Source organism: Globicatella sanguinis NBRC 15551 (genome assembly GCF_001552295.1).
In the GTDB taxonomy this organism is placed as follows: Bacteria; Bacillota; Bacilli; order Lactobacillales; family Aerococcaceae; genus Globicatella; species Globicatella sanguinis.
Map to the genome: position 1 here is coordinate 1 of NZ_BCQX01000066.1, position 12,640 is coordinate 12,640.

The window sequence follows — 12,640 nt, forward strand, 5'->3', positions numbered from 1 at the left end:
TTAAATAGATATACCTGAACAGAGTTTAAAAAGTTTTTGCCCAGCCTCTGTTTTTTAAATTTATTTATTTAACGAATGATGCTTTCTTACTAATCAAGCAAAATTTGCTATTGTCAACACATCATAGAAAATGTAGGTCATTCTAATCCTAAAACAACACCCAAAATATATAACCATGTGACATCTAAAACGAAAGAAAAAGGGCAAAATGTGATAGACAATTTATACTAATTGCCCCTTTTTTGCCCTTTTGCTATTGAATGTGTTTAAACCGTTGATATATCAACGTTATTTAATGATTATGCTTTGCCAGTTGACCCAAACATATCCATTGTTTCTTTAGTAATTTTAACGATTGCTTCTTTACCAGGAGCAATTACTTTACGTGGGTCATAAACTTTATCGTCTGAATTTAATTTTTCACGAACTGCTTTAGTCCATTGTTGTTGTAATTCAGTATTAACGTTAATTTTAGCATGTCCACGTTCGATAGCTTTTTTAATTTGATAATCAGGGATTCCTGATCCACCGTGTAATACTAATGGTGTTCCTGTTGCATCAGAAATTGCTTCCATTTCATCAAACCCTAAAACAGGTTCTCCATCGTAAGTACCGTGAACTGAACCTAAAGCTGCTGCTAAAGCATCAATCTTAGCTTCAGATACCATACGTTTACATTCTTCTAAGTCAGCATATTTTACGCCACCTGTTACACCGTCTTCAACACCACCAACAGTACCAACTTCAGCTTCTACTGATACACCTTTAGAATGAGCGTATTCAACTAATTCTTTAGTCATTTCGATATTTTCGTCGATAGGGAAATGAGAATGGTCGAACATAACAGAAGTAAATCCAGCATCAATATAATGTTTAACACTTTCAACAGTTGAACCGTGGTCTAGGTGTAATGCAACTGGAACAGTGATATCCATCGTTTCCATTAAAGCATTAACCATCGCTGCAACAACTTCAGCACCACCCATGTATTTACCAGCACCTTCAGATACACCTAAGATAATTGGTGAATTGTTTTCTTGTGCTGCTTGTAATACTGCTTGAGTCCATTCTAAGTTGTTAATGTTGAATTGACCAACTGCATACTTACCTTCTTTTGCTTTGTTTAACATTTCTGTCATACTAACTAATCTACTCATTATATTTCCTCCTTGAAATCCTTTAGAAATAGTATATGTATTTCACTTAATATTATACTTTATTTTAATGATTAAGGCTAGTGAAAATAATACATCTTTTCACAAATTCATCATGTAAGCGATATTTAATCTTCGTCTTCCTCGTCTTCGTCGTATTCTTCGAAATCTTCTTCTTCATCATCTACTAATCCATCATCTTCTTCATCGATTTCAACATCTTCATCAATGTCTTCATCTTCAAAATCAGATAACTCACTTGCATAGTGATCTAACTCTTCTTCTTCATCTTCGTCTTCTTTAGCAATGACTTCGTCGATATCATCCATGTCTTCATCATCTTCATCGAACTCTTCATCTTCTTCGTCATAAACTTCGCCATCTTCTGGGTCATCATCGTTGTAATCGATCATGTCTTCATCGTCAGCAAATGCATTTAATTTACGTTTCTTACGACGGCGTTTTGGAACTTCTTCCTCTGCTGAAGTAATCGTTTCTTCGTCGATTGAATCAATTGGATACCATAAACGTAAGCCCCAACGATTATCTCCTAATGAGATGAAGCGTCCATCAATATTTAAATCAGTATAAAATCTTACTAAATTTGCTTCTAATTGGGCTTCATTTAAATCTAAATATTCTTGAATCATAATTAATAATTCATTAAATTCAATGACATCACCTTTTTGAACTAATATTTCATGAGCAACTTCAATTAATGAAAGTTCCTCGCGGTTCTGACCTTCGAATGCCTTTAACTCCATATCGTCACTTCCTTTATATTTCTACCTTACTATCTTAACGATTTATTGATGATAAATCAATCTAAAATCATAATCACCAATGGGGTTTTTTTCATTTAATAGCTGATAATCCACCGAAATTTTATTATCAGCAATACTGATTCGATGTGTTAAGACATCAAACACCATTAATCCCTGTGGTGTCGAATAAGCTAATTGGGTTGGCTCTTCTTTATTAAATAATAATCGGGTAGAACCATAACTAATTTCTAAATTTCCATTATTAGGAAACCATTTAACATGAACCATTTGTCCTTGTTGATCTTCGTAAGTAATTTTTTCAAATGAATTGAGTTGATAATACTCACCTTGTGTTTGATGACGCCATTTTTCAATACGTTTTGTCGTAGAATCCATAATTTTCTGGGTCACTTTTACCGTAACGCTTTCACGCTTCACTAATTCACTTCCCCTCTGCTAGTAATTATAACCTATTATTTGCTATAATAAAAAGGAATTAACACGATTTTTACAGTTTATTGGAGGTAAGGTATGTCAGAGTTTTTATCGTATCATCATTGGCTTTACACTGAAGTCGGTTCAGGTTCTAATGCAGATGATGGTTTAGTCGCTTTAAGTTGGCAAGATGCTTTTATTCGCCATATTATGACACTTAATGACCATCCGTCTGATAAATCGTCACAGGCAAAAGGGATTATTCACTTCTATCGTCTCAATTACCCAACGATCATACTGGGCCCTAAAGACACTCGATTAAAAGCATTACCAGAAGGTATAGCGTATTTAAATTGGGAAGGATTCGCTACCCATTTACGTGCTCATGGTGGACTAGCGGTGGTTAGTGACCCTGGCATTATCAATATTTCCTTTATCAGTAATCTAAAGGAATACCCCTTAACTATTGATGAAGGCTATGAGCAAATGATTCGATGGCTTAAAGAAGCTCTTAGTCCTATGGGATTAAAGGTAGAAAGCTACGAAGTACCCGATTCCTATTGTCCTGGTACATACGATATTGTCATTCAACAACAAAAAATTGGTGGCATTGCACAACGTCGTTTTAAAGATGGTGTGGCCGTCGCCGCTTATATCAGTGTTACAGGTCATCAAAGAGAACGAGCTAAAATAATCCGGCAGTTTTATCAAACATCAAAAGCTGATTCGCAATACCCTAATGTCAATCCTGATGTGATGTCCAACATCAACGACTTCTTAGCTAAACCGATATCTGTCGAAAAATTTAAACAACTCCTTTTAAATACCGTTCAACAACAAACTCAATTAACTCATTTGCCTGATCCTGGAGAAGCATTAGAGGCACTCTACCAGAAAATGTACCAAAAAACACTTGATCGTAATTACCCTCTACAAATTAATAAATAAGGAGCATCTATATGTCAACATTTCAAGAAAAAGTTATGGCACAAAAGTTGCCTCGTGAAAAAGTTTTCCGTGACCCTGTTCATGATTATGTCCATATCCATGACAAAATTATTTTAAAATTAATTGATACACGTGAATTTCAACGTTTAAGACGAATTAAGCAATTAGGAACCTCTTCTTTTACGTTCCATGGGGCAGAACATTCGCGCTTTAATCACTCATTAGGTGTATATGAGATTACACGCCGTATCATTGATTTGTTCGAACGCCAATACGCAACTAAAAAAGCCAATGATGGCTTATGGAATCCTGATGAGCATATGGTGACGCTTTGTGCGGCCTTATTACACGATATTGGTCATGGCGCATTTTCCCATACCTTTGAAGGTATTTTTAATACGGATCACGAGGCTTTAACACAACAAATCATCACTTCTTCTGAAACAGAAATCAATCAAGTATTGCGCTATTTTGGAGATGATTTCCCTGAAAAAGTAGCCAGTGTCATCAATAAAACTTATCCTAACCAACAAGTAGTACAAATTATCAGTAGTCAAATTGACGCCGATCGAATGGACTATCTTCTTAGAGATGCTTATTATGCTGGTGTCAGTTATGGAACTTTCGACTTAACTCGCGTGCTTAGAGTAATACGCCCTTATAATAACCAAATAGCTTTTGACTATTCGGGAATGCACGCTGTAGAAGATTACGTTGTCAGTCGATATCAAATGTATATGCAAGTTTATTTCCATGGGGTATCACGTGGAATGGAACAAGTATTAAAGAGCTTATTAGACCGTGCTAAAAAACTCTATTTAGAAGACGAAACACAAATGAAACAACCGGCTGGCTTATTAAAACCATTCTTAACCGGCACCTGGACTTTACAGGATTACTTACTATTAGATGACCATGTAATGAGCACTTATTTCTCAATGTGGATTTATGAAGACGATCCGATTTTATCTGATTTAGCCTATCGCTTCGTCAATCGTAAGCCTTTTAAATCATTAATCGTGACCGAAGAAAATCGCGAAGCCTTAGCTATTGCCCTACAAGATGAAATGATTCAAGCAGGGTTTGACCCAGATTATTACTTTGGTATCAATAGTAGTTATGATTTACCTTACGATTACTATCGCCCTAATCAAAAAAAACAACGTACCCAAATTGAATTATTAACCAAAACATACGATAAAGTCGAATTATCACAAGTCAGTGCTTTAGTTAATACCTTAGCTGGAGAAGTAAAAGGAGATTTACGTCTTTATTTCCCAGGGCAATTAATGACATATTTTGAACGTATTCCAGCCGACAAATTGACAAGTAATCAACAAATGATCTTAGTGGCTCATGAAAAAGAATACAATGACACTAACTACCAAATCCAAGAACGACTCTTTAATTAAAAACATTTTGATAATCACTAGCTCTAATTACCCGTTAACCTTGAATAATTAATAAACATAACGAGTAGGCGAGCAGTCGAAATGTGCTGTTTTTCATATTGTTTGACTCAGCCTTAGAGTTGAATACGCATCAGCCTAATCATTAGAACCCGTTTAATGCCACTCAACCAATGAACATATCCTAAACGATGATTGGCTGAACTGAAATTATCAAGTTGATACCTAGCCTTTCTGGTACTGTTTTATCCAATCAAACAAAATGAACTATTAAAAATAGCAATTTAATTCAGGTTGATCCCGCAAAAATCAACAGCATTTCGAATTAAGTTGCTATTTTATTCTTATTTTTCAATTAATTCAATCCATTCGCTCACAGTTTTAAAGCCAAGCTTTTGGTAGAGTTTTATCGCTTTTTTATTATTTTTATCGGCTTGAATTTGTAAGGGACGGCGATATTTTTGCGTTAAATAAATGGTTAATTGAGCTATTGCTTTAGTTCCGAACCCTTTATTTTGTTGTTTTTTCTTAATCGCGACTGCAAACAGATAAATAACCTTAGGATGCACTTCAATCGAACACGTTCCGATGATTTGATTTTGAATAGAGAATTGATACAATACCATGCTGCTATCTGCTGCGACTCGCTCCACAAAAAGCCGTTCTTCATAATATGAATCGTCAAAGCACTCCGCTAATATATGAGCAATTGAATGCAAGTGTTCGGGTAATGCTCGTCTTACCTGTATGACATTTGATTCTTTTTCGTAATGCTGACGGTCGCAGAGTTTATTTTTTTGATCTTCCACAGATGTAATTGTTTGAGTTTCTGCACCAAAAAACTCTTTTTGATCATTTCCAAATTGTAAAATCAATTCTGGTATCGCATCAGGATTAAGACGATAACGATTAAAAATCGCGGGATATTGCTGATAAAATTTACGTTCTATTTTATAACCAATCGTTCTTATTCGATAATCACGACAAATTTGTTTTATTTTAGCAACTATTACGTCTTTAATTGGTAGCTTTCGATATTGAGGATGGACGATACTCGCTACTTCTGCTAACGCTGTATCCTCTGCATAGATTGTTCCTACACCAACGAGATGACCTTGATGATAATATAACACTAAAAATGGCATCGTTTGATTAAAATTATATTGATTAGACAGAAATAACCAACGATAAGTGTGATCTACCTGATGAACCAATTGTTCTAATTGATGAATGTTATCTCTTAATTCTGATGATAGGTGGTTTAACACAACAATACTCATACTTGACTCCTACTGAAATTCAATATTCTATTAAGACACCTTCATTTAACAACAAAATCACGTTGTCGTCAATTCACAAAATAAAAAACCTTCTAGCTATCTCATCAATATTCGATAGCCAAAAGGTATGTTTGTGGTGTGTAATCAGTGATTACCAAGCGGCAACATTCGCACCGTCCGTAATTTCAGTAATTTTTTCTGCTACTTCCTCTGATTGATATAATTCAACAATATGTTTGTATAATTCATTTTCAACATCATCTTTACGCGTTACGACCACATTTTTATAGACCTCGTTCACTTTAGCTAAATCTTCTGTGTCAACAAAGATCGCATCATTTTCGATAGATAAATCATGGTCTAAGGCATAATTTGTATTAATTATCGCCGCATCTACGTCTGGTAAACTAACCGCTACTTGAGCAGCATCTAATTCTTTAAACTCTAATTTTTTATCGTTTTTAGTAATGTCTTTTACAGTTGGTAAAACGCCCGCTGCATCATCTACTTCAAGGACACCTGCTTGTTCTAATAATAATAGAGCACGTCCACCATTCGTTGGGTCATTTGGAATAGCTACTACTGCTCCTTCTGCTAATTCATCCAATGAAGTTACTTTTTCAGAATATGCTCCTAGCGGTGATACATAAGTATAGCCGATTGGTTGCAGATCTTCGTCATTTTCTTTATTCCATTCTTCTAAGTAAGCCACATGTTGGAAGGCATTTAGGTCTAAATCGCCACTAGCGACTGCCACGTTTGGTTGAACATAATCATTAAATAATTCAACTTCAAGGGTAATGCCTTCTTTTTCTGCTAATTCTGCTACAAATTCCCACACTTCGATTTCATCATCACTGGCCACACCGACTTTAACTGTCTCCCCATCAAACGGTTTATCTTCTGCAAAGGCAGTTGCTGGTGCTACTAAACCTGCTAATAACGCTAATACACTAACTTTTTTTACTAATTTTTTCATATGAATTCTCCTTATGATAAATATTTAAAGATCTTTTTTCTAATGGGAAAATCGTTAAAAACCCGAATGTTAATCATTTTGCTTGGTTATTGTGTCATGTCCTGAACAATAAGTCTTAGAAGGGAAGATGGGCAAAAACTTTTTAAAATCTGTCAGGCATATCTATTTAATTCAAAACGCAGTGGTTGAGTGGTTTCAAATGGCGTCTTAACGACTTGTTTGAGACCTACTCAACTGGCCGACGCAGCGAAAATCAACTGACTTTCTACTTCTGGTCCACTCCCCCAAGTTTATTAATTATATTTTACTACTCTGCTACCGTTGTCTCTTGGGTTGTCTCATCTTCTGTTTGTTCCCCGATTACCGGTGCATTTTCCCAAACTGGTTTGTCGCCACCATTCGTTGTATCATAAATGGCTTGCGCTACTGCATCGGTTTGATAAAGTTCAACAATTTTTAAGTATAATGGATTTTCTTTATCTTCTTCTCTAGCCACAATCGAGTTTTTATATTTCTCGCTTAATTTTTCTGGATAATCAGCATCTACAAAGATAGCATCTTTTAATGATAAGCCAGCATCATTGGCGAAGTTTGTGTTAATAATAGCTGCATCCACATCAGGTAAGGTTGCTGCTAATTGCGCCGCATCTAATTCCTCAATTTTGATATTTTTAGGGTTTACTGTAATGTCTTCTGGAGTTACTAAAATTCCCGCTTCATCATCAATTTCCAACACTCCTGCTAATTCTAAAGCTAATAATGCGCGGCCACCATTCGTTGGATCGTTCGGGATAGCGACTGTACCGCCTTCTGGTAATTCGTCTAAAGACTTAATTTTTTCAGAATAAGTGCCCATTGGCGATACGAATGTAAATCCTATTGGAACTAAACTACCATCATTAGATTCATTCCAGTTATCTAAGAAAGCAATGTGTTGAAACGCATTTAAATCAATTGAGCCATTTTGTAAAGCTTCATTCGGTTGATTGTAGTCGGTGAAAAATTGTAATTCAACTTCAATCCCTTCTTCCTTCGCTTGATCAACCACTACTTGCCAGACATCTTCAGCCGAACCCGGTACGATTCCAACGGTAACCTTTTCCCCTTCAAATTCATTTTTTTCTTCTGCTTCCACATTGGTGAACAAAGGTAAAGTTAAAGCGCTCGTTAATAAAGTTAATGAAATAGTTTTAATAAATTTTTTCATAAAATCAAATCCTTTCTTAGTAGGTCAAACTTGACCGATAAATTGTTAATTAGTGTTCAATTTTTTTAATAATCCAATTGAAAATGAGTTGTGTTACAAAGACAATCACTAAAATTAAGAATGTTGCGACTAAAATAACATCCATTTTACTACGGTTATAGCCTCTGGCAATTGCTATCGTTCCTAGCCCTCCACCTGCTACCGCACCAGCCATTGCCGTTAAGCTAATGACATTGATAACTGTTGAGGCACTCACTCGTAACAATGACGGTAAACCTTCTCTTAAATAGACTCTAACAATAATATCCCATGGACTACATCCCATTGATTGTGCTGCTTCAATCACACCTGAATCTACTTCTAAAAGAGCAATTTCAACTTGTCGTGCGAAAAATGGAATCGTCGCAATGATAATCGGTACACTAGCCGCTGTTGACCCAATAGTTGTTCCGACAATAAAACGTGTGACATTTATCAGTAAAGCTAAAAGTATGATAAAGGGGATTGAACGAAAGATATTGATAAAGGCATCCAGAATTTTATAGATAACTTTATTTTCTAAAATGCCTCCAGGTCGTGTCACTGTCACAATGACACCGACAATCAATCCTAATATACCAGCAAAAATGATGGTCAAGAGTAACATATAGACCGTTTCCCAAGACGCTTTCACGATATCGTCAAGTAATTTATATACATCTGGCATATTGGTTTCAATAAATTGCATCATGCCTCATCAGCCTCCTTTTGAACATATTGTTGAAACAATGTTTGTACCGAATCAACTTTTACTGAGTGATGCTTTAAAAATTCAGTAGCAGCATTAATTTGTTGCGGTTCTCCTTTTAAAGCGACTAATAAATTGCCAACAGGTGTATTTTGAATAATTTCAATATGACCGTATAAGATGTTAATTTCAATCCCATATTCACGAATAACCTCTGTAATAAACGGTTGAGTCGTTTGATCGCCCGTATAGGTTAATCTGGCTAATTCAGATTCATGACTAATGGAAATGGTTTGAGGATGTTTCAAGACTAATTCAATCTCTTGGTCAAAATGGGTTGCTGTATTGATGAATTCTTTAGTTAAACGTTGTTTTGGTTGTGTAAAGATTTCTAATATACTGCCTTCTTCTAGGACATGCCCATTTTCCATTACTGCCACTCGATCACATAAATCCTTCACAACTGCCATTTCGTGGGTAATCACAACCATCGTGATATTCAATTTTTGGTTCAACTCTTTTAACAGTTTTAAAATCGAGCTGGTAGTTTTTGGATCCAAGGCACTGGTTGCTTCATCACAAAGTAAGACATCCGGATCATTGGCTAAAGCTCTAGCGATTGCCACTCGTTGTTTTTGTCCACCTGATAATTGACTTGGATAGCTATCGGACTTTTCTTTCAGTCCAACTAAATTTAATAATTCAGCCACTTTATGAGCGACTTCTTTTTTCGAAAGGCCACTGCCTTTTAAAGGAAATGCAACATTATCAAAAATCGTTCTTGAATTCATTAAATTAAAGTGTTGAAATATCATGCCGATTTTTTTGCGTGCAGTTCTTAATTCTGCGGGTGCTAATTCAATTAAGTTTTGTCCATTAACAATTACTGACCCATGTGTTGGTCTTTGTAATAAATTAATCGTTCTAACTAAAGTGCTTTTTCCCGCTCCACTATAGCCGACTATTCCAAATATTTCGCCGCGATTAATTGATAAATTGACATCTTTTACTGCAGTTACGACATTATCTTTTTGTTTAAAGACAACATCAATGTCTTTTAATTCAATCATTATTATCCCTCCAATATAAAAAAACTCTCATCCTATCATAAATAAAGGACGAGAGTTATCATTTCGTGGTACCACCTTTTTTTGTTAAATTATTGCTAATTTAACCTCATACAGTACAGTCAAACATGTATTAACGATACTGTGCCATTTTAACGGTTGGATCCGTCCACTCTTATTGCGTAGCATTCAGAGTGACCGCTCAGTGGCCATTTTCAAATTAAGTTCATTTACTTACTTTCACCAAATGTAAGCTCTCTAGGAAATGTCCATTAATTTTACTTTCCACATCAATGCGTTTATTTATATTATGTAGCTATCATACAAGATAATTTTTTCTTTGTCAACAATTATTAATTAATTTCTCATTTTTCTCATTTTTTGTTTAATTAACTGTTATATCGCGGTTTTATATGCTACAATTTAAGAAATAACAATAGAAAGTTGGGATAACGGTGAAATTTAATCAACAACTTAATCATTTACAACCAAGCCCTATTCGTTCTTTCAACGAAGAAATTTCAAAAATAGAAGGCTTAATTCCATTAACAATTGGTGAACCTGATTTTAATACCCCTGTTTTTATTAAAGAAGCGGCGATTCAATCGATAAAGGATGATCTAAACGGCTACTCTCATTCACGTGGTATGATTGAATTACGTCAAGCCATTGCACGCTATGTCTTACGTAAATATGATTTATCTTACTCGCCTGATACAGAAATCATTGTTACGTCAGGACCTACGCAAGCTTTATTCGCTAGTTTCTTAACGATTTTAAATCCCGGCGATAAAGTGCTAATAGCGTCACCCAATTATGTTATCTATAACACTCAAGTGAGTTTGGCACATGGTGAAATGGTCATGGTTGATACTAGTGATACAAACTTTATCTTTACACCAGAGAAGTTAGAAGCAGCCATCATCGATAATCCTGGCACAACAGCTATTTTACTAAACCATCCTGCTAATCCAACCGGTGGTACCTATACTGAACAGCAACTTCGTGCATTGGTACCGATTATAGAAAAATATGATTTATGGGTAGTTTCTGATGAAATTTATGGGGAATTATCTTATGATCATCCTCATTATTCAATGGCTAAATTATTAAGAGAGCGTACAATTCTTATTAATGGTTTATCAAAATCGCATGCGATGACAGGCTGGCGCAGTGGTTTTCTAGCAGCACCGGTTGAAGTAGCCAACCAGTTATTTAAAGTTCATCAGGCAATGGTCAATACTCCTAATACGCAAATGCAATACGCTAGTATTGTCGCATATGACAACGGAGACGATGCTAGCGAAGAAATGCGCGCCATTTATAAAGAACGCCGTGATTTCTTAATGAAAGCTTTTAAAGAAATAAATATTGAAACTTTAAACCCTCAAGGTGCTTTCTACTTATTTGTTAAAGTTCCTGATTGGTACCAAGGCAATGATCGTGATTTCTGTTTAGATTTAGCACATCAAGCCAAAGTAGGCGTTGTACCAGGTTCAGGTTTTGGACCAGCCGGTAAAGATCACTTCCGAGTCAGCTATGCCGCTAGTCTTGAGACTTTAAAAGAGGCAATGAAACGTATTACTGCTTTTGTAAAAGAGCATCAACCTTCGTAATAATCGCTATCCTTTAATATAAATGTAATAACCTCAAATGTAACGGTATCAACCAGTGGACATTTGAGGTTTTTTGATGCTGATCTTGATTTTGTTGCTACTTAATTCGTTTAAAAAATTGAATTTAGATAAATGTTTTAAGTTCAAATAGCGTATCTATCAGTAGGAGGTTGTAAAATGACAGTACTACTCTTTATAATTGGGACTTGTCTGGCTTCATTTTTTACCTGTATAGCCAGTGAACAAACTATCAACTTTACACGTCGTTCTCATTGTGATAACTGCCATCACGCATTAGAAGCAATCGATCTGATGCCCTTGGTATCATTTTTAATATTAAAAGGAACCTGTCGTCATTGTCACGCGAGCTTAAATCGTAATTATTTTTTTCTTGAATTACTGGGTGGTTGCTTTGGTCTTTCTCTTTATTATTTACAATTCAATAACCTTTACGAAGGTTATCTATTATCACTCATTATTTGTTGGTTACTTTTATTAAGCATTGAGGATTATTTTCATTTACAAGTCAATTGGTGGGGATTATTCATCTTAGTCGTTCTTTGTCTGTTTAATAGACAGTCACTGTGGGTTGCAGTCGTTATATGGTTATTATTGGAAACAATCATTTATTATCGCCCTACGTCTTTTGGAGGAGCAGATGCCAAAATAATCGGCTTATTAGCTTGCACTTTAGAAGAAATGACCATCCCTTATTTCATCTTAGGCGCAGCCTTGTTCGGCCTTCTTTATTCCATATTACAATATCACCACATCAAACGCTGGAATGCCATTCCTTTTATCCCTAGCATCGCAATCAGTTATCTATTTTGTTTACTCTTATAAAAAAGGGCTCTATACTTTTTGGTGTAAGTGGGAGTGGGCAAAATTTTTTTAAATTTTGTTCAGGCATATCCATTTAATTCAAAGCGCAGTGGTTGAGTGGTATCAAATGGCGTCTTAAGATAGCTGAGTATAATCTTGGAAAATTCAATCTCGTTATTGTGCGTTAATTAAAAGCGCAGTGGTTGAGTGGCCTCAACTGTGCGGGGGTAGG

At 35.5% G+C, this 12,640-nt stretch carries 12 protein-coding genes and 1 other annotated feature; of the genes, 4 read left to right on the forward strand and 8 right to left on the reverse strand.

All coding sequences use genetic code 11. The annotated features are described in order from the left end of the window. Positions 1–299: 299 nt before the first annotated feature. From fba to GSA01S_RS06635, 3 genes are all read right to left on the reverse strand, one after another. On the reverse strand, positions 300–1,157 hold the full coding sequence (fba, locus tag GSA01S_RS06625; RefSeq protein WP_066126019.1) for a class II fructose-1,6-bisphosphate aldolase: 858 nt from the start codon (positions 1,155–1,157) through the stop codon (positions 300–302). Between the two features lie 125 nt (positions 1,158–1,282). Next, positions 1,283–1,918: a DNA-directed RNA polymerase subunit delta gene (gene rpoE, locus GSA01S_RS06630; protein WP_066126022.1), complete on the reverse strand. Its 636-nt coding sequence runs from the start codon at positions 1,916–1,918 to the stop codon at positions 1,283–1,285. A 42-nt stretch (positions 1,919–1,960) separates the two neighbouring features. Next, positions 1,961–2,356, reverse strand: a complete 396-nt coding sequence (locus GSA01S_RS06635) for a DUF1934 family protein (RefSeq protein ID WP_066126023.1) — start codon at positions 2,354–2,356, stop codon at positions 1,961–1,963. Between the two features lie 93 nt (positions 2,357–2,449). Here GSA01S_RS06635 and GSA01S_RS06640 point away from each other — a divergent pair, with 93 nt between their 5' ends. Next, on the forward strand, positions 2,450–3,301 hold the full coding sequence (locus tag GSA01S_RS06640; protein WP_066126025.1) for a lipoate--protein ligase family protein: 852 nt from the start codon (positions 2,450–2,452) through the stop codon (positions 3,299–3,301). 11 nt (positions 3,302–3,312) lie between these two features. Further along, on the forward strand, positions 3,313–4,713 hold the full coding sequence (locus GSA01S_RS06645) for an HD domain-containing protein (protein ID WP_066126027.1): 1,401 nt from the start codon (positions 3,313–3,315) through the stop codon (positions 4,711–4,713). 341 nt (positions 4,714–5,054) lie between these two features. Here GSA01S_RS06645 and GSA01S_RS06650 read toward each other — a convergent pair whose 3' ends face one another. The 5 genes from GSA01S_RS06650 to GSA01S_RS06670 all read right to left on the reverse strand — a co-directional run bounded on the left by GSA01S_RS06650 (position 5,055) and on the right by GSA01S_RS06670 (position 9,973). Beyond that, positions 5,055–5,990, reverse strand: coding sequence for a GNAT family N-acetyltransferase (locus GSA01S_RS06650; RefSeq protein ID WP_066126029.1), 936 nt, complete (start codon positions 5,988–5,990; stop codon positions 5,055–5,057). 151 nt (positions 5,991–6,141) lie between these two features. Next, a complete protein-coding gene (locus tag GSA01S_RS06655; protein WP_066126031.1) occupies positions 6,142–6,969 on the reverse strand; it encodes a MetQ/NlpA family ABC transporter substrate-binding protein in 828 nt (275 codons plus the stop codon). Between the two features lie 307 nt (positions 6,970–7,276). Further along, the gene (locus GSA01S_RS06660; protein WP_066126032.1) at positions 7,277–8,176 is read right to left on the reverse strand and encodes a MetQ/NlpA family ABC transporter substrate-binding protein; all 900 of its coding nucleotides are present in this window, start codon (positions 8,174–8,176) and stop codon (positions 7,277–7,279) included. 49 nt (positions 8,177–8,225) lie between these two features. Beyond that, positions 8,226–8,906, reverse strand: a complete 681-nt coding sequence (locus tag GSA01S_RS06665; protein WP_066126033.1) for a methionine ABC transporter permease — start codon at positions 8,904–8,906, stop codon at positions 8,226–8,228. Next, positions 8,903–9,973, reverse strand: coding sequence for a methionine ABC transporter ATP-binding protein (locus GSA01S_RS06670; protein ID WP_066126034.1), 1,071 nt, complete (start codon positions 9,971–9,973; stop codon positions 8,903–8,905). The genes GSA01S_RS06665 and GSA01S_RS06670 overlap by 4 nt, the downstream gene beginning before the upstream one ends. Before the next feature lie 41 nt (positions 9,974–10,014). Beyond that, positions 10,015–10,273, reverse strand: a binding site (T-box leader). Positions 10,274–10,425: 152 nt separating this feature from the next. Here GSA01S_RS06670 and GSA01S_RS06675 point away from each other — a divergent pair. Further along, positions 10,426–11,586: an aminotransferase class I/II-fold pyridoxal phosphate-dependent enzyme gene (locus tag GSA01S_RS06675; protein WP_245631288.1), complete on the forward strand. Its 1,161-nt coding sequence runs from the start codon at positions 10,426–10,428 to the stop codon at positions 11,584–11,586. A gap of 177 nt (positions 11,587–11,763) precedes the next feature. Further along, complete coding sequence (locus tag GSA01S_RS06680) at positions 11,764–12,429, forward strand: prepilin peptidase (RefSeq protein WP_066126038.1); 666 nt, start codon at positions 11,764–11,766, stop codon at positions 12,427–12,429. The last annotated feature ends 211 nt before the right edge of the window (positions 12,430–12,640 follow it).

Bases quoted from the DNA above. Each gene is read 5' to 3' on its own strand.
- fba (WP_066126019.1), bottom strand. From the start codon at position 1,157: ATGAGTAGATTAGTTAGTATGACAGAAATGTTAAACAAAGCAAAAGAA.
- rpoE (WP_066126022.1), bottom strand. From the start codon at position 1,918: ATGGAGTTAAAGGCATTCGAAGGTCAGAACCGCGAGGAACTTTCATTA.
- GSA01S_RS06640 (WP_066126025.1), top strand. From the start codon at position 2,450: ATGTCAGAGTTTTTATCGTATCATCATTGGCTTTACACTGAAGTCGGT.
- GSA01S_RS06645 (WP_066126027.1), top strand. From the start codon at position 3,313: ATGTCAACATTTCAAGAAAAAGTTATGGCACAAAAGTTGCCTCGTGAA.
- GSA01S_RS06650 (WP_066126029.1), bottom strand. From the start codon at position 5,990: ATGAGTATTGTTGTGTTAAACCACCTATCATCAGAATTAAGAGATAAC.
- GSA01S_RS06655 (WP_066126031.1), bottom strand. From the start codon at position 6,969: ATGAAAAAATTAGTAAAAAAAGTTAGTGTATTAGCGTTATTAGCAGGT.
- GSA01S_RS06660 (WP_066126032.1), bottom strand. From the start codon at position 8,176: ATGAAAAAATTTATTAAAACTATTTCATTAACTTTATTAACGAGCGCT.
- GSA01S_RS06665 (WP_066126033.1), bottom strand. From the start codon at position 8,906: ATGATGCAATTTATTGAAACCAATATGCCAGATGTATATAAATTACTT.
- GSA01S_RS06670 (WP_066126034.1), bottom strand. From the start codon at position 9,973: ATGATTGAATTAAAAGACATTGATGTTGTCTTTAAACAAAAAGATAAT.
- GSA01S_RS06680 (WP_066126038.1), top strand. From the start codon at position 11,764: ATGACAGTACTACTCTTTATAATTGGGACTTGTCTGGCTTCATTTTTT.